The 20,520-nt window shown below is 48.0% G+C and carries 22 protein-coding genes and 2 pseudogenes; 16 read left to right on the top strand and 8 right to left on the bottom strand.

All coding sequences use genetic code 11. The annotated features are described in order from the left end of the window. The first annotated feature begins 3 nt into the window (after window positions 1-3). From JDF658_RS08535 to JDF658_RS08565, 7 genes are all read left to right on the top strand, one after another. On the top strand, window positions 4-1,848 hold the full coding sequence (locus tag JDF658_RS08535) for an ATP-binding protein (RefSeq protein WP_159071971.1): 1,845 nt from the start codon (window positions 4-6) through the stop codon (window positions 1,846-1,848). Continuing rightward, the gene (locus JDF658_RS08540) at window positions 1,845-2,825 is read left to right on the top strand and encodes a metallophosphoesterase family protein (RefSeq protein WP_078665845.1); all 981 of its coding nucleotides are present in this window, start codon (window positions 1,845-1,847) and stop codon (window positions 2,823-2,825) included. Before JDF658_RS08535 ends, JDF658_RS08540 begins: the two co-directional genes overlap by 4 nt. Continuing rightward, window positions 2,822-4,147, top strand: a complete 1,326-nt coding sequence (locus tag JDF658_RS08545) for an AAA family ATPase (RefSeq protein WP_079907211.1) — start codon at window positions 2,822-2,824, stop codon at window positions 4,145-4,147. The genes JDF658_RS08540 and JDF658_RS08545 overlap by 4 nt, the downstream gene beginning before the upstream one ends. After that, on the top strand, window positions 4,148-4,390 hold the full coding sequence (locus JDF658_RS08550) for a hypothetical protein (protein ID WP_078665843.1): 243 nt from the start codon (window positions 4,148-4,150) through the stop codon (window positions 4,388-4,390). It begins immediately after the preceding gene. A gap of 1 nt (window position 4,391) precedes the next feature. Continuing rightward, window positions 4,392-5,024: an ATPase gene (locus tag JDF658_RS08555; RefSeq protein ID WP_079907212.1), complete on the top strand. Its 633-nt coding sequence runs from the start codon at window positions 4,392-4,394 to the stop codon at window positions 5,022-5,024. Between the two features lie 262 nt (window positions 5,025-5,286). After that, window positions 5,287-5,673, top strand: a complete 387-nt coding sequence (locus JDF658_RS08560) for a hypothetical protein (RefSeq protein WP_079907214.1) — start codon at window positions 5,287-5,289, stop codon at window positions 5,671-5,673. A 49-nt stretch (window positions 5,674-5,722) separates the two neighbouring features. Then, entirely contained in the window at window positions 5,723-6,010 is a 288-nt protein-coding gene (locus JDF658_RS08565; RefSeq protein ID WP_079907216.1) for a hypothetical protein, read from the top strand. 228 nt (window positions 6,011-6,238) lie between these two features. On the opposite strand, the gene JDF658_RS08570 is transcribed toward JDF658_RS08565, so the two are convergent. Continuing rightward, window positions 6,239-6,544 (bottom strand): FAD/NAD(P)-binding oxidoreductase, encoded by a 306-nt coding sequence (locus JDF658_RS08570; protein ID WP_159446596.1) that lies wholly within the window; start codon window positions 6,542-6,544, stop codon window positions 6,239-6,241. Window positions 6,545-6,702: 158 nt separating this feature from the next. Here JDF658_RS08570 and JDF658_RS14955 point away from each other — a divergent pair, with 158 nt between their 5' ends. Together JDF658_RS14955 and JDF658_RS14815 are read left to right on the top strand one after the other, a co-directional pair. Further along, a complete protein-coding gene (locus tag JDF658_RS14955) occupies window positions 6,703-6,825 on the top strand; it encodes a hypothetical protein (protein ID WP_278308108.1) in 123 nt (40 codons plus the stop codon). A gap of 231 nt (window positions 6,826-7,056) precedes the next feature. After that, a pseudogene (locus tag JDF658_RS14815) lies at window positions 7,057-7,173 on the top strand (hypothetical protein); the annotation flags it as partial. Here the strand turns inward: JDF658_RS14815 and JDF658_RS14820 are convergent. Further along, a complete protein-coding gene (locus JDF658_RS14820) occupies window positions 7,144-7,410 on the bottom strand; it encodes a Ger(x)C family spore germination C-terminal domain-containing protein (RefSeq protein ID WP_079907220.1) in 267 nt (88 codons plus the stop codon). The pseudogene JDF658_RS14815 and the gene JDF658_RS14820 overlap by 30 nt on opposite strands. A 37-nt stretch (window positions 7,411-7,447) precedes the next feature. After that, window positions 7,448-8,785 (bottom strand): CoA-disulfide reductase, encoded by a 1,338-nt coding sequence (locus tag JDF658_RS08585; protein ID WP_079907221.1) that lies wholly within the window; start codon window positions 8,783-8,785, stop codon window positions 7,448-7,450. A 66-nt stretch (window positions 8,786-8,851) separates the two neighbouring features. Between JDF658_RS08585 and JDF658_RS08590 the strand changes: the two genes are divergently transcribed. Both JDF658_RS08590 and rlmD read left to right on the top strand, forming a co-directional pair. Further along, complete coding sequence (locus JDF658_RS08590; RefSeq protein WP_159446597.1) at window positions 8,852-9,562, top strand: cytidylyltransferase domain-containing protein; 711 nt, start codon at window positions 8,852-8,854, stop codon at window positions 9,560-9,562. 1 nt (window position 9,563) lies between these two features. Then, window positions 9,564-10,913: a 23S rRNA (uracil(1939)-C(5))-methyltransferase RlmD gene (gene rlmD, locus JDF658_RS08595; protein ID WP_079907225.1), complete on the top strand. Its 1,350-nt coding sequence runs from the start codon at window positions 9,564-9,566 to the stop codon at window positions 10,911-10,913. Between the two features lie 154 nt (window positions 10,914-11,067). On the opposite strand, the gene JDF658_RS08600 is transcribed toward rlmD, so the two are convergent. Genes JDF658_RS08600 through JDF658_RS08610 form a run of 3 tightly spaced genes read right to left on the bottom strand, consistent with a single transcriptional unit; the run spans window position 11,068 to window position 13,002 of the window. Then, complete coding sequence (locus JDF658_RS08600) at window positions 11,068-11,364, bottom strand: carboxymuconolactone decarboxylase family protein (protein WP_079907227.1); 297 nt, start codon at window positions 11,362-11,364, stop codon at window positions 11,068-11,070. A 14-nt stretch (window positions 11,365-11,378) separates the two neighbouring features. Next, complete coding sequence (locus tag JDF658_RS08605) at window positions 11,379-11,822, bottom strand: MarR family winged helix-turn-helix transcriptional regulator (RefSeq protein ID WP_159071962.1); 444 nt, start codon at window positions 11,820-11,822, stop codon at window positions 11,379-11,381. Beyond that, window positions 11,815-13,002: an MFS transporter gene (locus tag JDF658_RS08610; protein WP_079907229.1), complete on the bottom strand. Its 1,188-nt coding sequence runs from the start codon at window positions 13,000-13,002 to the stop codon at window positions 11,815-11,817. Before JDF658_RS08610 ends, JDF658_RS08605 begins: the two co-directional genes overlap by 8 nt. A 425-nt stretch (window positions 13,003-13,427) precedes the next feature. On the opposite strand from JDF658_RS08610, the gene JDF658_RS08615 reads away from it, so the two are divergent. From JDF658_RS08615 to JDF658_RS08630, 4 genes and pseudogenes are all read left to right on the top strand, one after another. Continuing rightward, the gene (locus JDF658_RS08615) at window positions 13,428-13,682 is read left to right on the top strand and encodes a type II toxin-antitoxin system prevent-host-death family antitoxin (RefSeq protein WP_078666673.1); all 255 of its coding nucleotides are present in this window, start codon (window positions 13,428-13,430) and stop codon (window positions 13,680-13,682) included. Continuing rightward, window positions 13,675-13,857 carry a type II toxin-antitoxin system RelE/ParE family toxin gene (locus JDF658_RS15025; RefSeq protein ID WP_375804198.1) on the top strand — a complete coding sequence of 61 codons (183 nt, stop codon included), beginning with the start codon at window positions 13,675-13,677 and terminating at the stop codon, window positions 13,855-13,857. Before JDF658_RS08615 ends, JDF658_RS15025 begins: the two co-directional genes overlap by 8 nt. A gap of 300 nt (window positions 13,858-14,157) precedes the next feature. Continuing rightward, a pseudogene (locus JDF658_RS14825) lies at window positions 14,158-14,389 on the top strand (phage portal protein); the annotation flags it as partial. Between the two features lie 1,028 nt (window positions 14,390-15,417). Further along, window positions 15,418-16,386 (top strand): hypothetical protein, encoded by a 969-nt coding sequence (locus JDF658_RS08630; RefSeq protein WP_079907230.1) that lies wholly within the window; start codon window positions 15,418-15,420, stop codon window positions 16,384-16,386. Here the strand turns inward: JDF658_RS08630 and JDF658_RS08635 are convergent. Together JDF658_RS08635 and JDF658_RS08640 are read right to left on the bottom strand one after the other, a co-directional pair. Further along, window positions 16,361-16,582, bottom strand: coding sequence for a hypothetical protein (locus JDF658_RS08635; RefSeq protein ID WP_078665766.1), 222 nt, complete (start codon window positions 16,580-16,582; stop codon window positions 16,361-16,363). The genes JDF658_RS08630 and JDF658_RS08635 overlap by 26 nt on opposite strands. A gap of 263 nt (window positions 16,583-16,845) precedes the next feature. Continuing rightward, a complete protein-coding gene (locus JDF658_RS08640; protein ID WP_079907232.1) occupies window positions 16,846-17,058 on the bottom strand; it encodes a 4Fe-4S binding protein in 213 nt (70 codons plus the stop codon). 267 nt (window positions 17,059-17,325) lie between these two features. On the opposite strand from JDF658_RS08640, the gene JDF658_RS08645 reads away from it, so the two are divergent. Then, window positions 17,326-20,487 carry an FAD-binding and (Fe-S)-binding domain-containing protein gene (locus JDF658_RS08645; protein WP_079907234.1) on the top strand — a complete coding sequence of 1,054 codons (3,162 nt, stop codon included), beginning with the start codon at window positions 17,326-17,328 and terminating at the stop codon, window positions 20,485-20,487. Window positions 20,488-20,520 lie beyond the last annotated feature (33 nt).

The following is a 20,520-nucleotide window of genomic DNA, read 5'->3' on the forward strand; positions in this document are numbered from 1 at the left end:
AGGGTGCAGGTAATCGGAACAACTACCCCTCAGGAGGTCTGGGTACTGGATCAGACCCGACCTTTTCGCACCAATGAGCTGTTGATTATTGAGGACCCACAGCTGGGTCTGTTAACCGGTGAGGTGGTGGAGTGCCAGTCCCACCATCCCCTCTTATCGGGAAGCAAAGGAGAAGGGGCGGTGCTGGATCGGCAGCTGTTGTCCAATCTATTGACCATTGGGCTGGACCCACGCCGGGAAGTAGTGCATCTGGCCCGGGTACGGCTGCTTACCGAGGCTCGCTGGCCGGTGGCTTTTGCTGCACCAGTACGCTTGCCCCGATTTGAGGAAGTTGCACCCCTGTTGTTAAAAACCGGCCCGGATACGGGGCTGACCCTGGGGGTAATCGCTGGAACGGAGGAACTGGGACAGGAGCTGCCAGCGGGTTTGCGAGAGATAGCGCCCCTGTGGAATGGCGAGGGTTTACAGGCTCAGGAAGGGGTGCCCTTTATTTTCAATTACCAGGCCATGAACCAGTATCCCCATTTAGGGATTTTCGGGGGCTCTGGTTCGGGTAAGTCCTTTGGTACCCGGGTGGTGCTGGAAGAGCTGATGCAGCAGGGGATTCCCACCATCGTGCTAGACCCGCACTGGGAAATGAGTTTTGAACAACAGGTAGCAGGCTGGCCACCAGGATTACAGCGGGAATGGACTCGTCGTGCTGTACTCTTTGCCATCGGCCAGGAAGTAGGGGTTAATTTCAGTGAATTGAATGGGGCTGAAGTAGCCAATCTGCTGGCAGCCGCCGGAGGCAGTTTAAGTGAGGCTATGGAAAATGCCGTCATCACTTTGCACCAGAGGCGGGATAGCCTTCAGACCTTTAAAACCCGCCTGGAAGAACTGCGCTGGGCCCTGGAGAATGAGAGCAAACTCAGGAAAAGCCCTGATCTCTTTACCCCGGAGAAAGTGCGCCAGGCTCAGGAGCTGCTGGAGGAATACAAGGACCGAATCAGCGGGCCGGGCACTCTGGCCGGTATTCAATGGCGGCTCAACCGTCTGGAACAGACCGGTATCTTTCACCGGGATATCCGTCCGGTAGAGGAGGAGCTTATCAAACGCAAACTGGTAATAATCCGCGGCACCGTTACTACCCTGAACATTTTTGCAGCTTATGTGCTGAAAAAATTCTATGATAAACGGCGGCAATACAGGGATTCCCTGCAACGGGGAGAGCGGTCGGGAGAGCCTTTCCCGCCTTTTGTTATCGTGGCTGATGAGGCTCATAATTTTGCCCCGGTTTCACCGGTGATTCCTGCCCCGGCTCGCTCCATTCTCAAGGAAATCGCCCAGGAGGGACGGAAATACGGAGTGTTTCTGATTCTGGCTACCCAGCGGCCGGCGTTGCTGGATGAAACCATTAATGCCCAGCTCAATACCAAATTCATATTCCGGACTACCCGCTCCCAGGATATTGACCTGATTCAGCGGGAATCAGACCTATCCCGGGAAGAAACCCGCCGGTTACCCTATTTACCGTCCGGGACCTGTTTTGTCTCATCGGCAATTTACGGGCGCTCCCTGCTGGTGCGCATTCGGGCAGCCAAAACTTGCAGTCCCCATAGCCATAACCCATTTACTGAGCTCAGCCGGGACTTTGCCAGTGAGGAAGATAAAATGAGTGAGATTTTACTGGGACTTTTACCACTAAATGAAGCCAGCCTGTTGTCCTATTTGCCGGAAATCGGGCAAAGGCTGGGCAGAGCAGTCACAATCGAGGAAGTGAAGGCGGCTCTGGCCGATCTGGCCTGTCAGGGACGTTGTCGGGAAATCTCAACACCTTTTGGCAAAAAATATGAGGTGATGCCATGAAACTGCTGTTTTTAACCGATACCCATATCCGGGGTACCAGTCCCGTTAACCGCCTGGATAATTTTCCTCAGACCCTTTTGGCCAAGTTAAAGGAAGTGGTGGAACTGGCCCATGACCTGGGAGTCAGTGCGGTCCTCCATGGTGGGGACCTCTTTGACCTGCCCAGTCCGGCCTTAGGGGTAGCCGGTGAATTCCTGGCGGTATTCCAGCAATTAAGGGTCCCGTTCTATGGCATTGCCGGCAATCACGATCTTTTCGGTCACAACCTGGCCACCCTGGATCGAACCATGCTGGGCCTGGCGGCCCGGCTGGGGCTGGTGCGACTGCTGGCCCCTGGTGAACGGGTCTATTTGCAGGATAAGGGGATCCGTTTACAGCTGACCGGTACCGGCTATCACGTGGACCTGGACCGGCGGGATCCCCGGCTGGACTATTGTGTCACTAAAGAAGAATGCGATGTGGCTGTGCACCTGGTCCATGGTATGTTGCTGGAGAAGCGCTGGATTGAAGGGATGGCCCATACCCTGGTGGACCAGATCACCAGCACAGAAGCGGATTTCACCCTCTGTGGCCATAATCATCTGGGAATAAAGGATATGCAAGCGGAGGGCAAATGGTTCCTCAATCCCGGCTCTCTGGTCCGTCTCAGCAATCACCCCCGGGAAATGGAGCGGCAGCCTCAGGTGCTTTTGCTGGATTTCAGTGGTGGTGCTCCCACTTACCGCAAAATTCCCCTGCAGACTGCCCGACCCGGTAGCGAGGTGCTGGACCGCAGCAAAGCAGAGGCCCAAGCGGTACGGGAAGCCAAACTGGCCGCTTTTGTCAGCGAAGTGCGGCAGGCAGGCCAGGTCAAGGCCTATGGCTTGCAGGAAATTGTTGAGGAAATCGCCCGCCGGGATGGCATACCGGAAAGAGTACGCCATTTGGCCCTGGCTAAACTGGCGGAGGCACAAGAGCGATTGGGGGCGGTGGAATGAGATATTTACGGGAAGTGATGATCGAAAATTTTCAGTCCCACCAGTATACCCGTCTGGAGCTCAGCCCGGAACTGAATGTTATCGTTGGGCCTTCTGACCAGGGAAAATCTGCTATTATGCGGGCTATCCGCTGGGTATTGTTTAATGAGCCCAGGGGCACTGATTTTATCCGGGTCGGGACCCAGGAGGCCAGAGTAACCTTAATCTGGTCAGATGGCAGCCGGGTCACCCGGGAACGTAGCCTGAGACGCAACCGCTATATTATCGAAAAAACAGGAGAAGAGCCGGTGATTCTGGAAGGCTTCGGGCAGGAGGTTCCGGTTGAAGTGCGGCAATTGTCCGGGGTTGAGCCCCTGCAAATAGATGAAAATACCTGCCTGTATTTGCATCTGGGCCAGCAATTGGAAGGCCCCTTCCTGCTGGAAGGCAGTGGCATAGGGCAGTTGCGGGCCAAAGCCATTGGCCGGCTCTCCGGAGTACATTTGCTGGATGCGGCTCAGCGCAGTCTGGTTTCAGATGTCAACCGCCTGCAGCAAACGGAACGGCGTCTGGGGGAGGAAAAAGAGCGGCTGGAAGAGCAATTACAGAGTTACTCCCATTTACCGGACCTGCTGGCCCGGTTGCAGGAGACTCAGACTCAGGCTTCCCGTTTGGATGAAATGGAAAAAGACAGAACCTATCTGGAACAATTAATAACAGAATGGCAGGATGTAGAACAGCGCCTGGCTACCGGGCGTACCTATATTGAGCAGATTAGCGCCGGGATAGATGCTAAGCCTCTGCTGGTAGAAGCAGAAAAGAAGGCGGAGGAATACCAGCGAGTAAGTCTCTTGCAACGGGAATGGGAAAGATTGCGGCAGGAACTGGCCGGACAGGAAAAGATCCTGCAGTCAACAGCTAAAACCGGTCAGCTCTTATCCCTCTGGGATCAGGGAATTAACTTGCAAAGTCAGTACCAGGAATTGCATCGGGTCTGGGAGGAATGGCAACGCCTGCAGGGAGCTCTGGGCCGCCTGGAAGGGGAATTGCGTCCCCTCAGCCAGGTAGAGGAGGCCCGGGCTCTATGGTCAGAGTTGCAACAAAAACAGGAGCGGGCCCGATTGCTGGAGGAATTACTCACCCACTGGCAGGAGCTGGTTCGACAGGAACAAACCCTGCTGACTGAGCTGAAACAGCAACAGGAAAAAATACAGAGTCTGGTGGGAGAATATGTTGCGAATCTAAAGAAACTGGGCAGCTGCCCCACCTGTTTACAGCCCTTGCCAGAGGCAGTTATGGAAAGCATTGCCGCTGAACTGAGTCGGGAGAAGGAGGTTATTTAAATGGAGGATTTAAAGAAACTAAAGGAAGCCATTGATAAATGTCAGAGTTTACGACAAATGGCTCTGGGGCGCAAAGCCGAGCTGGAAAAAAGACAGGAAGAGCTAAAAACCCGCTTTGCGGAACTGGGTTTAACTCCCGAAGCAGCTCCGGCACGCTTAGCGGAACTGCAGGAGGAAATTGCGGCTTTGACCCGGGAAATTGAAAGCAAAATCCCCTGGGAGCTGTTGAAAGGGCGGGGTTAAAATGTCCGACTGGCGGCAAGGATTAAAGGAGTGGGAGAGCTATTGCCAGAGCCGGCAGGCGGAATACAGGATGCTGGAGCGCCAGCTTCAGGAAGTTAAAGAAGAACTGGCTCAAACGGTGGTGGCTCTGGATGATGCCACGCAAGCCCGCCTTTTGCTGCAGGAGGTGGCGGAATTTGCCCGGGAACAGGCCCGCCAGCAGATTGAATCCCTGGTGACCAATGCCCTGCAATTTATTTTCGGGGGGGATACCCAGTTCCGGGTGGAGATCGAGGAAAAACACAAGCAGCCCAGCGCTGAATTTTACCTGACCTCTACCTATGAAGGGGGTTATCGGGTGGAAACCCGGCCCCAGGAGGCGCGGGGTGGAGGAGTGGTGGATGTAGTTTCTCTGGCCTTGCGCGTCGCTTTACTGGAAGCCTGTGGGCTGGAGGGTCCATTGCTTTTAGATGAACCGGGCAAACATGTTTCGGAAGAATATAGCCTGCAGGTAGCTACTTTTTTAAAACAATTGAGCCAGAGCTTTGGGCGTCAGGTAATCCTGGTCACCCATAATCAGCATCTGGCTCAAAGTGGAGACAAAGCTTTTCTGGTGGAACTGCAACAGGGGGTTTCCCGGGTAAGAGAATTATAGTCCGTTTCAGATTTCCGGACGATGGGCCTGGGCTTCAGCTTTTTCTATCCGCTGCTGTGCATTGCTGGCAGCGGTCTTTTCTTTAGCAGTTTTTTTCTTGTCCTTTTTCGCCATATTTTTCACCCTTTCCCGTTAGTTTGCTTTATCTTTCCCTGAATATGTCTTCTTATACAACAATTTGACGAAAGTTTTTGGTTGACTTGAGAACCTATGTTCTGCTATGCTGTTTTTGCGAACATATTTTCTGTTAGGGGGAAGGGCTATGGTGATGATGGAAGAGCTCAAAAAGGAAATGATGGTGTTGGGGGAAAAGCTGGTTGAAGTGGGAAAAAACCTGGAACAGCGTCTGGAACGGCTGGAATCCCGGTTCGACCTGGTGGAAGAGGGACTGGATGATGTTGAAGACTTTTTGCATTGTCTGGAAGAGCGCATAATGGAAATGGATGATCATACCATAGATTTACAGGAACAACTGGAACGCATTGAGAATAACTTCTGTAGCAAAATAGCTGAAATTCAGGACAGTATGGTGCAATTCGAGGAGAACTTTAGAGCGATGTTGTGTATTTGTGCTGATCAGGGACTAAAATTAGAAAAACTGGAGTACAAAGTCAAACTCAAGGATCTTACCCACCCAAAAAGCAGTTAACAGCTCTATTAGCTTAATGTTATAATATATGCAGGAGTGTGAGATAATTATGGAGGCGGCATTAAACCTTATTTTAGGTGAATTAAAACAGACTAATCTGTGGCTTGAAAAGATCCAGGAGCGCATGGATGTTATGGAAAAACGCATGGATAATCTGGAACAGCAAATTGAACAAAGACTGGACCGAATTGAACAAAGAGTGGATGCAATTGAGCAACGTCTGGACAAGCTGGAGACGAAAACTGATGCTATTATGATTCAGACTGCCGGTTTACTTGAGTTCAGAACTGAAACCGAACAGAAATGGAAGAAGCTAAGCCAGGCTTTAACATCCTGAATGACAAAAGGCGATGAAGTATGGTCTGCTTTCTATTTCATCGCCCTTTTTCTTATCCTTGTTTGTCTGGTTGGCAGCTATTAATAGCGGATCCCAGACTGGCCATTGTAAAGACTGTAATATACAGTTACACAGTCTCCGGCAGCATAAATAAAGGGTAGATTGGTGCGTTGCTGTTCATTGTGAGGATGGCTTGTTTTGGCCATAGATTAATGCCAGCAGTTTCTGCTATTTCGGAGTTGGGAGTAACACCGATAGCCAGTAAAACCAGATCAGCAGGTAAAGGGCCCTGGCGGTAATCACCGCGGTTACTCTCTCATTTCCTTCAAAACCAAGAACCTTTTGGCCAGTTCGGACCTCGACACCATGCTGGGTTAGTTCTTGTTCGATGATTTGTGCCAGCTCAGGATCCAGATTGGTGGTAATTTGTGGAGCCAGTTCGATGATAGTGGTTTTTAGTCCGAGCTGAATAAAGGCTTCTGCTACCTCTAAACCGACATAACCGATGCGGTGATCTTTAGCCGCTGCGCTCATGCCGGCGGCTACACCGCCTAAAATTACGCTACGTTTTTGCATTTTTACAGGTAAAGCTAATACAAACAGCTATCCTTTATCAGCAGGTAGCACGGGCCGCAGACATCACCGGGGTAGAAAAAGTTATTGACGCCTATTGTGGTGTGGGAACTATTTCTTTGCTAATGGTAAGACAGGCTGCTGAGGTGCGAGAAGTGGAAATGGTGGCGGAAGCCATTAATGCGGCCCGGGTTAATGCCAGAATCAATGGTTTACTAACACTAGGTTCAGGGCATGGCTAGCAGCGAAGGTTTTGCCTGAGTGGGAGAGGGAGGGGGCCAGGTGGATTTTTTGTTCCCTACCTTTACCTTACTATTTCTGGAAAACTAAGCGATAAACTCTGGGGGGTCTTTGTCACTTTCCGTAATTGCCTATGATAACGTTGGTTGTATATATAATTCTCTGGATCTCATAGGGATACTTGAAGCAAGCAGAATGGCTTAAATCCCTTCCACTATCTTAGCTATCTCTTCGAAAAACTTCCTAACCTGGATACAAAAGACGAGAACGTCTTGGATAAGCTGCTTCCTGGACCGATTCGATACATTTTGTCTGCCGAGTCACAAAATAAACATACCAGTCTTTCTTAATCTTCTTCCATTCCTGGGGAATTTACGTCGGAACGTTTCGCCGAAACCGAAGGCGTCGGAGCCCAATTCCTGTGCTTTGTTAATGGCAGCCATTACTTCATTACCGATAGCCGCGGCGTGCAAAGGTTCCAGTTCTTTAATTACTTCTGGTTTAGAGACATCAATGGGTCCTTTTACTTCAACAAGGTTACCTTCTTCCCGGATTTTTACCCAGACAAGCCTTGATGTAAAAAACAGGCGATGAAGTTATTGTTTACTTCATCGCCTCTCTCGCTTAATCAGCTTGATTAGCGGCGATTAAAAGGGGGTCCCAGACCGGGGCAAAAGGCGGGGCATAGGCTAAATCCAGCTGCCGGAATTCATCAACGGACATACCGGCACTGATAGCTGTAGCAATAACATCGATTCTTTTACCTGAGCCAGGGCCTCCGACAATTTGTCCCCCTATAAGACGCCTGTTTTCCTCTTGCCAGAGCAATTTAATGGTAATCGGGGTTGATTCCGGGTAGTAGGCAGCCCTTGTTCGCGATTTAATTACAGTTGTGTTAAAATTTAAGTTGAGCTGAGTAGCTTCGCGGGTGGAAAGACCGGTACGGGCTACTTCCAGGTTGAGGATTTTGGCAATGCCTGTCCCCAGTACACCGTCGAATTGCAGTTGTCCGCCAGCCGCGTTGGTGCCAGCTACCCGGCCCTGTTTATTAGCGGTAGTACCTAATGGTATGTAAGCTGGTCCTTGATAGAGGCGATGATAAACAGTGGCACAGTCTCCGGCCGCAAAAATATAAGGTAAATTAGTACGCTGCTGGTTATCAGTGAGGATAGCCTGCTTAGGGCCAAGCTTAATTCCGGCCGTTTCGGCAATTTCTGAGTTAGGGGTCACGCCAATGGCTAGGAGGACCAAATCAGCGGGTAGAGGGCCCTGGTCGGTAATTACTCTGGTTACTCTTTCCTCTCCTTCGAAAGCTAGAACCTTATGGCCGGTTTTGACTTCAACACCATGTTGTAAAAGCTCTTGTTCGATTAGTTGAGCCAGGTCGGCATCCAGATTGGGAGCAACTTGGGGAGCCAGTTCAATGATGGTGGTTTTCAACCCCAGCTGAATAAAGGCTTCTGCTACCTCTAACCCGATATAGCCTCCCCCGACGATCACTGCATTCCTGGGCTGAAAGCGCCGAATATAATCTTTGATGCGCAGAGCATCAGGGATAGTTTTCAATGTAAAAATATTGGCTGCTTTAATGCCAGGGAGCGGGGGGATAATAGGACGGGCACCGGTAGCGATGACGAGAGCATCGAAGGATACTTTTTTTTCCAGGTTAGATTCATGATCGAGAACCTGTAAGGTTAGTTCCTGTGAGTTTATCGCCAGGCCCTTATGGTTCAAAAAAACCTGGATATTTTGCTGGGCAAAGAAGGGCGGGGTACGGGCGATCAGTTTTTCGTAAGAAGGGATAACCCCTGAGAGAAAGTAAGGGAGTCCACAGGCACCGTATGAAATAAATTCTTCGCTGGTGTACACTTCAATAATAGCATCAGAATCGGTACGCCGTGCTTTTGCCGCTGCGCTCATACCAGCGGCTACACCACCTAAAATGACGATCCGTTTTTTCATCATATCCCCTCCTTGGGAGATTTTACTTTTATTATAACAATTTTTTTATAAAAGCAGGTGAAAAAATTGACTGTTCTCGGATTAATTCCAGCGCGAGGAGGCTCTAAACGTTTACCCGGGAAAAATATAAAAAAGTTTGGCGATAAACCATTGATAGCCCATACTATTTGTGCCGGCCTGGCTTGTAAGGAAATTAGCCGGTTAATTGTTTCTACCGAAGATGAAAAAATAGCTGCTGTTGCGAGGGCCTGGGGGGCAGAGGTGCCATTTATCAGGCCGCCTCAGCTGGCAACAGATGAAGCCAGTTCTTTGGAAGTAGTTAAACATGCGCTTGAGTTCGTTGAGCAGGAACGTTTTTTTCCCGAGTACATAGTTTTATTGCAGCCAACCTCCCCTTTAAGGGAATCAGAGGATATCAGCCTGGCATTACAGGAAATGCGAAAAGGACAATGGGACCTGGTAATAAGCCTCTGTGCCTCAAATATCCATCCCTACTGGTACAAAACCATTGCTGTTACCGGGGAAGTAAAGCCTTTTTTTGATTACCAGGGCTCATTGCGCAGTCAGGATTTAGCCCCGGCTTTTCGTCCCAATGGAGCAATCTATATTTATCGCAGTGAATTTATCCGTCGAGGAAAAAGTCCGGTTCGGATAGGGGCATACATAATGGAGGATTGGAAGTCTATCGACATTGATACAGCCCTGGACTTTTTCCTGGCAGAAAAAATTTGGGAGCATAGAGGTATTTTTAAAGGCATGTCTAAGTCAGGAGGATAAAATGAAACTGATTATTACTGATATTAACCATCAAGGCGAAGGAGTAGGACGCCTGGCAGGCAAGGTTTATTTTGTACCAGGAGCCCTGCCAGGAGAGGAAGTAGAAATTGAAGTAACAGAAGAAAAAAAGAGCTGGGCCCGGGCTCGCATAATAAATCTTCATGTACCATCGGCTGAACGCTGCCAGCCCCATTGCCCTTACTTTGAACAGTGCGGGGGTTGTCAGTTGCAGCAACTGGCTTATTCAGCTCAGCTGGCAGTAAAAAGAGAACTGGTACAGAATACCCTGAAACGGATTGGTAAATTAGATCTGGGAAAAGTTGAGGTCAGGTCAGTACTGGGCATGGTAGAGCCCTGGCAGTATCGCAATAAGGTTGTCTGGCATGTAACTAAAGTAAATCGCAGGTTAAGGCTGGGTTTTTTCCAGCGCGGGGGCCAGCAAATAATTCCCATTGATTACTGTCTGCTATTACCACTCCGACTAAATCAGCTTAAGAATAAAATAGAGCATCTCCTGAATGAGATTAATATCCTGCCTTATGATTGGCGTAACCATACCGGGCAGCTGAGACATATTATTTTACGGCAAACAGTTACAGGGCAGGTTATGGTGGGCCTGGTAACTGTTCCTGAGGTTAGCTTGAAGCGAAGATTAATGGAACTGGCCTCCAAATTACTAGGGGAGGAGGGTGTCACTACTGTTGTTTGGAACATTAATCAGCAAAAAACGCGCGAGATATTAGGCAGAGAAAACCAAACACTGGCAGGACCTGGCTTTATTGAGGAAGAGATACTGGGTTTAAAATTTCAGGTTTCCCTGGCAGCTTTCCTGCAGGTAAACCCACGGCAGACAGAGGTCCTTTATCAGCAGGCAGCCGGGGCAGCAGCTCTCAGCGGAGGAGAAAAAGTTATTGATGCTTATTGCGGTGTGGGATCTATTGCTCTGCTAATGGCCCGGCAGGCTGCCGAGGTTCGCGGAGTAGAGGTAGTGGCTGAAGCCATTGCTGCCGCCCGGGTGAATGCGACCATTAACAGGATAACCAATGCCAGTTTTAGAGTGGGATTGGCAGAGAAGATTTTACCGGAATGGGAGCGGGAAGGTTACCGGGCCCAGGTGATTGTGGTGGACCCCCCACGAGCCGGGGTGGAGCTTCCTGCTCTACAAGCCATGGCGGGTATGAAACCGGAAAGAATTGTTTATGTAGCCTGTGATGTAGCTACCCTGGCCCGGGATTTGGCCCGATTACAGGAACTGGGTTATGAACCGAAGTGGGTCCAACCAGTGGATATGTTTCCTCATACGCAGCACATCGAGTGCGTAGTATCGCTCAAAAGGAAACACAGCCCATAAAGCCTTGCACAGCAAGGCTTTATGGGCTTTTAGGAGGATTGAGTATGTTCCCGCGGACGATGGGAGAAAACACCAATTGAAAATCTTTTGCGATTTGGGCGGGCATTATCAAAATCCGCCTGAGAGATGGGGAGGCTGAAGAGTATGGAGCGGCCTATTTTTCAAAAGCAGCCAAAGAAGTGACCAGTGTTGAATTCGCTTTGGTGAAGTAAGTGATCCGTAAAACTTCGTTGATTTGCTCATCTGTCACACCCATTTGTCTCAATACATTGGCAATAGCCTTAACCCCGTCATTAGCTCCGACAGCGGCGTCGACGGCCAGGGAAATCATCATCTTGGTTTTTGCGTCCAGGCTGCTTTCCCCGTACACCAGTTCCTGCAGGTCCTTCATCAGTTTATAAAATTTTTCGTCTCTCGCCCTGATGGCTTCAATAAACGGCAGTGCACTCATAATCTCCCCCCTTTCTATAGGCTGCCGCGGTTGGCCTGGATAATATTGTGGGCCATCTGTTGCATCAGCCTTTTAATTAACACCTTTTCTTCCGGGGACATGCCCTCCAGGAGAATTTCCTGCACCTCTTTCACAATAGCCTCCAGCTCTGGTCTTACAGCTTTCCCCTTCTTCGTAAGAAAAATCCTGAATGAACGTTTGTCCTGCTCATCCGGCCTTCTTTCCACATAACCGGCAGCTTCCAGCTTTTTAATAGCCCGGACAGTTGCTGCCTTATCCACCAGCAACCGGTCGCTTAAAGCCTGCTGGGACTGGCCGTCCTTAAAGTATAAAGAAAAAAGGTAGGCATACTGGCCGGCGCCGATGTGCAGGGGCTCCATTTTCCTGGCCATAAAGGAAATCATGTTGCGCCAGGTAAATGATACATACTTGCCTACGTTATCATTCAAATCAATCATGTACTTCACCCCGGTCCACTTTTGCATTATAGTCTTTTAATGCATAGAGGGAAAAATACGCCAGGGGCACGAAAAGAATGAGTGCGCTAAAAAAATACATGGTTCCGATGGAAGTCCGGTTAGCCAGCCAACCCAAAAAGATGGAACCTAAGCCGATACCCAGGTCCAACGCCGAGAAATAAGTCGAATTAGCCACGCCCCGGCGCTGGGGTTTGACCATGTTGATAACCATAGTCTGAATGCTGGGCCAGACCATCCCGTTGCCTGCCCCTATAATTACAGCGGCTGCCAGAAAACCGGTTAATTCCCTACTTAAGGAAAGAAGGATAAACCCGGCAGCCGTGCATAAGAAGCCGACAGTTATTACAGGAGCTGGTCCCCGGCGGTCCAATAGCTTCCCGGATGTAGGCCGGACCAGACTTAAAGCGGCGGCGTAGGCGAGAAAGAAGGTACCGCCGTTTTTGATGCCGATTTCCTTGCTGAAAAGAGTGATAAAGGATACTATCCCGCCGTATACCAGGGCCGAAAAAAACATCACCGTCGAAACCGGCAAAACCTTCTTTTCTATAAAGGCATCCCAGGATATAGAGCGTCTTGTCAAAGGCAGTTGGGGATACCTGATAAAATTAGCTATAATAAAAGCCAAAACCACTAGGCCCATAGCTGTAAAAAACAGCCTGCCGTATTGGTTTGTTTCCCCCATCAACTGCAGCCCGATAACCGGGCCTAAGGACATGGCCAGGGTCATGGTCAGCCCGAAGTAGCCGATCCCTTCGCCCCTACGCTGCGGTGGCAGGATATCAGCCGCGATGGTGCTCCCGCCGACGGTAGTCACCCCCCAGCAAAAACCGTGCAGCAGGCGTAGCAGGAGGAGAAAAACCAGATTGGTGGCAAAATAATAGCTTCCCATAAAGAGGGCGAATAATGCCAATGCCCAAAGGAAGACCTTCCTCCGGCCCACGGAGTCCAGGGCATATCCACCAAAAGGCCTTATCGCCACAGCAGACAAAGTATATACTCCAATGACAAAACCCACCTGACTTTCATTGGCTCCCATAACTTTCATCGCATATACAGGCATGGTGGGAAGTAGAAAATAAAAACCCGCAGCCATCAGGAAGTTTGCTATCCATAGCAGCGTAAAATCCTTTGACCAGACATTTTCATGGTGTTCTGCCATGTTCTCAGTCCCCTTTTGATTTTGGTTGACTCATCAACTAATTATACAATTGTATAATAATACATTTCAGATTAAATATCAACTCAATTTTCGCAGCTTATTGTGCTGTTGCGCTTATAATGGCTCTCGATAGAGCAGTTAGGCATCAGAAAAGAGGGTCTGTGTATGACAACAGAGGGATTCTTGTGCTATAGAATTTTTATTTGTTAATTTCCTCTATTTTTCGAACAACTCTCATAGTAGCATTTCCAACATATTTGTAAACAGTGGCTGATGTTACAAATTCAGCAGAGCAGGATTTTGGCATGTCTTTTTGCGTTTTGAGGGCTTCAGGTATAAATATTCTAAGTCCCTTCAACGTTGCTGTTATATTTTACGAAGAATATTGCTATAATAATAACAGCAAAAGGGAAAGGAGATTTATTATGCCTAACATTAAGCCGATTTCCGATTTAAGGAATTACAATGAAGTGTTGTGCAGCATAGAGGAGGGTTCACCGGTCTTTTTAACAAAAAATGGCCGTGGCCGCTATGTGGTTATGGATATGCAGGAATATGAAAAAATGCAGGCAAAATTAAAATTGCTTACTGAACTTGCTAAAGGTGAAAAGGCAGGGCAGGAAAATGGATGGCTAACCATTGATGAACTAGAAGCATCCCTGGGGGTAACGAATGGTTAATCTTAAAATCTCGCCCAAAGCGCAAAAGGATATGCTGGAGATAAAAGAATATATCTCCGAGGAATTAGGTAATCCTACAGCAGCAACGAATGTGCTGGCCAAAATCACCAAACGATTCAGAGATCTTATGGAATTCCCGTTGATTGGAGCGCCCTTGTCCTCTGTTATTAATTGAAACAAGCTATCGTTACCTTGTGTGTGGGCTATACAGCTTTTTACCGTTATGAAAATGATACTGTATATGTGGACAGAGTGCTATATGGCAGACGAGATTTTATGCGAATCCTTTTTGGGGATGTTGAAGAGGAAGAAGACAACTGATTATCAAATATAAGATTTTGATTGGTAAGAGCATCGCTTAGACGGTGCTTTTTTTATGTCTTTTTTCAGGAGGAAGATCATCCGGGATGAGAAAACCAAGCAGCTGGTTTACAGGCATACAGAAGGTATGAAAACCACTGAGTACAAGCCTGAACAAATATTCCATATTCCGGGTTTAGGCTTTGACGGGGTGAAAGGTTTATCTCCAATTGCTATGGCGAGAGAAGCCATCGGGCTTGCGCTGGCGACTGAAGAATTCGGCGCGAGGTTTTTTGGCAACGGGGCGCCCGGGAGGAATCCTTGAGCATCCAGGGGTGGTAAAGGACCCGGAGAAGCTGAGAAAATCCTGGGAGGAGGTATATAAAGGGCTTCAGAACTCCCACAAGACTGGTGGAGGAGATACGGGTAAAGTAGCTGGTGGAGGTGGTTTTTGTTTTGAAGGCGGGGGTTGAGGTTAGGGAGATACTATAATAACTCAAATTGCATGAAAAATAAAAATATGGTATAATTTAGGTAGTGATACTAACCAATATTATACCGAAGTTATAGCTGAAGAATTGATAAAAAAAGGATTTTGTCAATAACTTGTGAAAATGTCACCCCCCTGCTAAGAACCTAACCGGGCTTTGGCAATTGTAGTTATTACGTTCGGTTAAGTCAAGGGTAAAGTGAACGGGCTTCGCCCGCCCTTGACTTAACCTCACTTCATAACTTTTGGCAAATCAAGCCCGGTTAAGGTCTCCTTAAAATTAGATCCAGGCAAAGCTAAGCATACTTTCGGAGAAATATCTCTTCAAGCATTTTTAAAATATCCCTGTCACTGTCTTCGTAGGTAAGTCTTTTAACCAGATTGTGTCCATACTTAAAGTAATGCGTATCTGGAGGCATATAGGGCTTTCTCTCAGTAGCTTCAGTTTTTGGTTTTTGAGTCTTTTGCGGCTTAACATAGGGGAGAATTTCAAATACAGTGTTTTTGTATTGCACTTTTACGCCAAAAACCGGACTTATTAATACATCTATCTTCGTGCGTGGCGGAATAGGATTGGTTTCTTATAGATAACCTTAAAATGCCTGTTATAGAAAGAAAATACGCCCCCATTATCGATGGTTCTTTTTTGTTTAACACATAGTATATGGCCAATATCAATGTTTTGGTCAAGCACTCTATAAGCAGTTTCGGGCTCTAAAGCTTTCACCGCAAACTGACTGGGAGTTAAAGGAGATATTGAAATTATTATCCAGGAGATAATATTGACTCCGGCGCTTTTTGGTATTATGCGGCCGAAAATTCTGCTTCCGCCTTCCATTTTAAAGAGCTGTACTTGAAAGCTTCAACTCGCCTGGACTTGCTTCAAGGTTTATCGGAATCGTCGATGATAAAAATAATACTGAGAGAAGAATAAGGATGATAAAAATGGCAGAGTTTTTCCAGGGCAAAAAAAGAATGTTCTTAGTGACCGGGGTCCTTTGTCTGGTTGTACTTTGTGGATTATTATTAACAAATCCTCTGACAAAACAAGTTTCTGTTGAGATAGGGGACTATACAATGCAAATTCCTTCTGAATGGAAAATAACAGTTGGTGAAGCTGAACTGATCTTTGAGAAAAACAACATTCCTATTGGCGGAGTACAAATTGTAGGTTATGAACCCGACCAACCGCTCTTTTTGCCCAATCACTCAGAAACAAAGTGGCAAGAGAAAATTGAAGGATTATTCACAAAAGCGGTTTTAGTAAATCTTGATTTAACGCAACCTGCGGCATCTGGAGATACCTCTGTTAAGAACGAGAACCATTTGTATTTATTATTTCCAAATATAAAAATTGCTTATGACATATATGCACACACCAGGTATGTGAACAAGTCCGAACTTGTCAAAATAGCCAAAAGCTTTAAAAAGAGAGAAGAAACCCGAAAGCCGAAATCAATCGATAAAGCTGTAAGCATTGCAATTAAAAATCGAGGGAAGAATGGTTATCTTGAGGGAGAAGTAGCGACAGAAGGACATTTAATTCTTGATACCGAGGAAAGAGATGGCAAAATAATAGTATACACGATTTCAAGTTTTGGATATTTTGGTTTTGAAAACGGAATTTTTACCAAGATTAGCGGTAGTGGCGCCATTCCTACGGTTATTTCTTTTTCAAAAAACGAAAAGGGTGAATATACTTTGCTTGAATACAAAGAACCTGTGGATGGAGCGGGTTATACAGATTCATTAAAAAAGATGTTTCCGTCAAAACTATGGGATAAGGTATTTTCGGCATGGAAATACTATCCTGAACTGGCAAGGCAACAGGAAACCCAGGCTGGAGAATATCTTAAAAGCATTGGCAGAAAGGCTAAGGTGACCGATTTCAACATTCCTGGTCTTCGGCGCTGATATTACCTACACCATCGGTAAAGACCCCGTCATTATGGATAGTAATTAACCCTTTGGCGTCCAGCTCGCTTAGGACTTCAAAAAGGTTGTCCCGTTTTTCAGCCGGGAGCTCGCGTATAAATGTGTTGATTTCGTGGGGCGAAACATTGGCGGTAAAATGAACACCGCCATGTCTGGCAAACAGGTCTCTGCGCATTGATTTCACCTCCGGTCAATTCAAAAATAGCATGGCCTGAAAGTAAGAAAGTTATACGTAACAATCTTTACCATTGCCCAGATGTTCAGGACCAGAATAGAGCGGGCTGATTACTCTCGGTTTTGCTGCCGGGAGTTTTTTATTGCCTGAAAAACGCTGACAATTGCCCCTGTGGGTGACCATCTTGTAGCCCACAGGGGCGACCAGCGGCTGTTTTGAATGAGAACAACTGGCAGGTTCTCTGCAAGCAGCCGCAAGGACTTTTAGAGCAGTTTTACGGCACCACGAGGACAGAATTTAACGCACTCACCGCAGCCAGCACAGAGGTGAGTGTTTACTTGAGGTACCTCGGCCTTAAAAAACCATTTTTTCTCCTGGGTAATAGCTCCAAAGGGACAGGCCTTGCGAGCTGGGCAAGAAGGGGAACGGTCACATTTGCTGGCATCAATAAAGGCTTTCCTTTTATTTTTTTTCATGTTGAAATAACCTTCTTTCACTATATTTAATTACTTTATTCTATTATCTTATTTCTATTTTAGCAATTGTCAATGAATTTTTCACTATCATTATTCATAAATTTTTCTATAGATAATTTATGCCAAAATAATCTAAGGCGAAAAAAAAATTAATTTTAATAGTAGACAGACGTGCAAATATGTGTTAAATTTTTATTGAGGATACTTGTTAGCATTTTCACTTTCCGGGGGAAATGCCTTGGGTAAAATTTGAAAGGGGGATGTAAAATGCCTGCAGTCAGCGAAAAAGTGGAGCGAGAACTGAAAAGAATTTTCGGGGAAAACGGCTATCGAGTTGACCGGATTGAACGAAAGCTGTATTCCTACGATGTTGGTGCAATTCCGAAGTTGATCAAGCCGTTTCTTCCTACCGGTATCGCTGGTGCTGTGGTGAGACCCAAAAGTGAAACAGAAGTTGTGGAACTGGTAAAACTGGCCCGGCAGGAACGCCTGCAACTAGTTCCAAGGGGAGCCGCCACATCCGGCTTTGGCGGAGTATTGCCAGGTGAAGGTGCGGTAGTGGTGGACCTGACTGCAATGAACCGGATTTTGGAGATAGACACCGGCAAAAAAGCAGTCCGCGTCCAGCCGGGGGTTATCTGGCAGACCCTGCAGAAGGAAATCAACAAACAGGGGCTTGATTTGCGAATTTACCCCACATCTCTACCGGCTTCTACGGTTGGGGGCTGGTTGGCCCAGGGTGGTTCAGGCTTTGGTTCCTATGAATACGGCCCGATCAGAGATAACATAACTTCGGCCCGGGTGGTGCTGCCCACCGGTGAAGTCCGCACCTTTACCGGTAGGGAACTGGGTGACTATATTGCCGATGCAGAGGGGATTACCGGGATTATAACCGAAGTTACTGTTCTGCTCCGGGATCTTGAGCCGGAGGTGCATAGGGCAATCGCTTTCCGGGATGCCCGTTCAGCGGGTCAATTCTTGCAGGCAGTTTCTGCCCGCAAGCTGCAGGTCTGGTCATTAACTTTGCTTAATCCTGAATCTATTCGTTTGAAGAAAAAGCTGCCTCACCGGCATGGCCATCCCTATGAGGAAGCCAATCCGCATATCGAGCCGGAGCTGCCGGAAGCCTATATTGCAATGGTTGCTTATCCAGAGTCCCGGCGTGGGATTATTGACCAGGAATTAACTCAAATCATCAAGGCCAACAAGGGTGAAGAGCTAAGTCGGGAAGCAACTGAACATGAGTGGGAACAGCGGTTTTCGCCGATGAAGCTGAAGAGGATCGGCCCGTCAATTATCCCCACTGAGGCTTTGGTTCCCTTTGCTAGCTTTGCGGATGTAATGGAGGAAATTGACCGGAAGATCAAACATCCCTTTATTCTGGAGGGCATGGCGACTGCTGGTGATAAGATTGTCCTTCTGGGCTTCATTCCCCACGATGAACGGAAATTCGCTTTTAACCTGGCTTTTGGTCTGGCGTTGTCGGTAATCGAAATCGCCAAAAAGCATGGCGGTTCGGTCTACGCTACCGGCTTGTTCTTCCGCCATGAAGCCCGGAATGTACTGGGGAGCGAACGTTACCAGACTCTGGTAAACTTCAAGAAAAAGATCGATCCGCAGGGGATTATGAATCCCAATAAAGTTATTGGTTCCGGGACAATTAATACTTTGATGAGTATTGCTTCTACATTTGAACCTCTGGTCAGGGTAGTAGCCAACGCTGCCAGAGTCAACTTCGGGGATGGGGCCGATCGGACCAAAGAGATCAACGGTATTCCTGGCAGTGTCGCCTTTTTTGCCACAGCCTGTGCCCGCTGCGGCTACTGTGTTCCTACTTGCGAGCAGTATCTGGGCCGGGGGTGGGAATCCCATTCGCCCCGCGGAAAATATGCCTTTATCCGGGAGGTACTGGCAGGACGGGAGAAATTTACCCAGGAGATGGTAGACAGGTTCCTGCTGTGTACCACCTGTGAACTTTGTAATATTCGTTGCCAGCTTAACCTGCCGGTAGAGCATAACTGGATGGAAATGCGAGGCAAGCTGGTTCACGAAGAAAAACGGATGACTTTCCCACCTTTCGAGATGATGGCTGCCTCCTTGCGGGGCGAGAAAAACATATGGGCCGGCAAAAGGGAACATCGTGCAGATTGGCTCCCGGATGATATCAAAGCTAAGATCAAAGATAAAGCCGAAATCATGTATTTTGCCGGATGTACGGCCTCTTATGTCAACACCGATGTGGCTGAAGCGACCGTTCGCCTGCTGGACAAAGCAGGGATTGAATTCACCTATATGGGGACAGACGAGGCCTGTTGCGGGATTCCCATGAAAGTCTCCGGTAAATGGGATGTTTTCGAAGAAATCTTCCGGCACAATGTCGCTGAAGCCAGGAAGCGCGGTGTCAAGACGGTAGTTACTTCCTGCCCGGCCTGTGCCCTGGTTTGGAAGGAGCTTTATCCCAATCTGGCTGCTGAACTGGGTGTTCCATATGAATTTGAAGTAAAGCATTATTCCGAGGTTGCTGCCGAGGCCCTGGCAGCCGGCAAACTTAAATTCGATCATGAAGTCAAGGCCCGGGTGGCATTTCACGATTCCTGCCATATGGGGCGCGCGCAGGGGGTTTATGAGCCTCCACGGCAATTAATCCAGGCCATACCCGGGGTCGAGCTGGTGGAAATGGAACATAACCGGGAAAACGGTTATTGCTGCGGTTCGGTGTTAACCCTGATCGGTGAAATGCCGGTAGCGCCAAAGCTGGGCGGGATGCGGATCCAGGAAGCCATTGACGTTAACGCAGAGGCTTTGCTAGCTCTGTGCCCATGCTGCCAGGTTCAATTGCGGAACTCGGCCAAACATAACGATATGGATATTGCTATAACCGACCTGGCTCGCTTTGTGGCCAAAGGATTGGGATACGAGATCGAGGACAAAACCGGAGCTTCGCTGGAAGCCTGGGGTATATTTGAGAAGTTCATCATCCTGATGTATCCGGAAAACATGGCCAAGCTTATGGCCTCTTTGTTCCCGCAGATGTTTGCCAATATGCCGCCCGGTATGGTTCCGATGATGAAGCTCATGAAATTGATTCCAGGCGGATTGTCCTTAATGGCCAGGATGATGCCGGTCATGATGCCATTGCTGGTGCCTGGCGTCATGCCCAAGGTCATGCCGGATATGATCAAGGAGGTAGCCCGGAGAGTAGGGCCTTTGCCAAAAGATATGGAAGAACTGATGCCGGATTTGCTGCCGAAGACCATGGAAGCACTGATGCCGAATATTCTGCCGCAAATCGTGCCCTATGTAACCCCCATGATGATCGAATACATCAAGACCGGACAAATTCCCGATACCAGGATGTGTCTCGAATTGAGCGGGTTGCTTAAAGATCCTAAGGGATGTATGGAAGCGGCAAAAAGTCATAAAGCTTAAGAATAACTAAACAACCCTGCGGTTTTACTTGAC

It is taken from the genome of Carboxydocella sp. JDF658 (genome assembly GCF_002049395.1).
In the GTDB taxonomy this organism is placed as follows: Bacteria; Bacillota.

What these genes read in the sequence shown, in the direction of transcription:
- JDF658_RS08540 (WP_078665845.1), top strand. Translation starts at nt 1,845, where the DNA reads ATGAAACTGCTGTTTTTAACCGATACCCATATCCGGGGTACCAGTCCC.
- JDF658_RS08545 (WP_079907211.1), top strand. Translation starts at nt 2,822, where the DNA reads ATGAGATATTTACGGGAAGTGATGATCGAAAATTTTCAGTCCCACCAG.
- JDF658_RS08550 (WP_078665843.1), top strand. Translation starts at nt 4,148, where the DNA reads ATGGAGGATTTAAAGAAACTAAAGGAAGCCATTGATAAATGTCAGAGT.
- JDF658_RS08555 (WP_079907212.1), top strand. Translation starts at nt 4,392, where the DNA reads ATGTCCGACTGGCGGCAAGGATTAAAGGAGTGGGAGAGCTATTGCCAG.
- JDF658_RS08560 (WP_079907214.1), top strand. Translation starts at nt 5,287, where the DNA reads ATGGTGATGATGGAAGAGCTCAAAAAGGAAATGATGGTGTTGGGGGAA.
- JDF658_RS08565 (WP_079907216.1), top strand. Translation starts at nt 5,723, where the DNA reads ATGGAGGCGGCATTAAACCTTATTTTAGGTGAATTAAAACAGACTAAT.
- JDF658_RS08570 (WP_159446596.1), bottom strand. Translation starts at nt 6,544, where the DNA reads ATGAGCGCAGCGGCTAAAGATCACCGCATCGGTTATGTCGGTTTAGAG.
- JDF658_RS08585 (WP_079907221.1), bottom strand. Translation starts at nt 8,785, where the DNA reads ATGAAAAAACGGATCGTCATTTTAGGTGGTGTAGCCGCTGGTATGAGC.
- rlmD (WP_079907225.1), top strand. Translation starts at nt 9,564, where the DNA reads ATGAAACTGATTATTACTGATATTAACCATCAAGGCGAAGGAGTAGGA.
- JDF658_RS08600 (WP_079907227.1), bottom strand. Translation starts at nt 11,364, where the DNA reads ATGAGTGCACTGCCGTTTATTGAAGCCATCAGGGCGAGAGACGAAAAA.
- JDF658_RS08605 (WP_159071962.1), bottom strand. Translation starts at nt 11,822, where the DNA reads ATGATTGATTTGAATGATAACGTAGGCAAGTATGTATCATTTACCTGG.
- JDF658_RS08610 (WP_079907229.1), bottom strand. Translation starts at nt 13,002, where the DNA reads ATGGCAGAACACCATGAAAATGTCTGGTCAAAGGATTTTACGCTGCTA.
- JDF658_RS08615 (WP_078666673.1), top strand. Translation starts at nt 13,428, where the DNA reads ATGCCTAACATTAAGCCGATTTCCGATTTAAGGAATTACAATGAAGTG.
- JDF658_RS15025 (WP_375804198.1), top strand. Translation starts at nt 13,675, where the DNA reads ATGGTTAATCTTAAAATCTCGCCCAAAGCGCAAAAGGATATGCTGGAG.
- JDF658_RS08630 (WP_079907230.1), top strand. Translation starts at nt 15,418, where the DNA reads ATGGCAGAGTTTTTCCAGGGCAAAAAAAGAATGTTCTTAGTGACCGGG.
- JDF658_RS08635 (WP_078665766.1), bottom strand. Translation starts at nt 16,582, where the DNA reads ATGCGCAGAGACCTGTTTGCCAGACATGGCGGTGTTCATTTTACCGCC.
- JDF658_RS08640 (WP_079907232.1), bottom strand. Translation starts at nt 17,058, where the DNA reads ATGAAAAAAAATAAAAGGAAAGCCTTTATTGATGCCAGCAAATGTGAC.
- JDF658_RS08645 (WP_079907234.1), top strand. Translation starts at nt 17,326, where the DNA reads ATGCCTGCAGTCAGCGAAAAAGTGGAGCGAGAACTGAAAAGAATTTTC.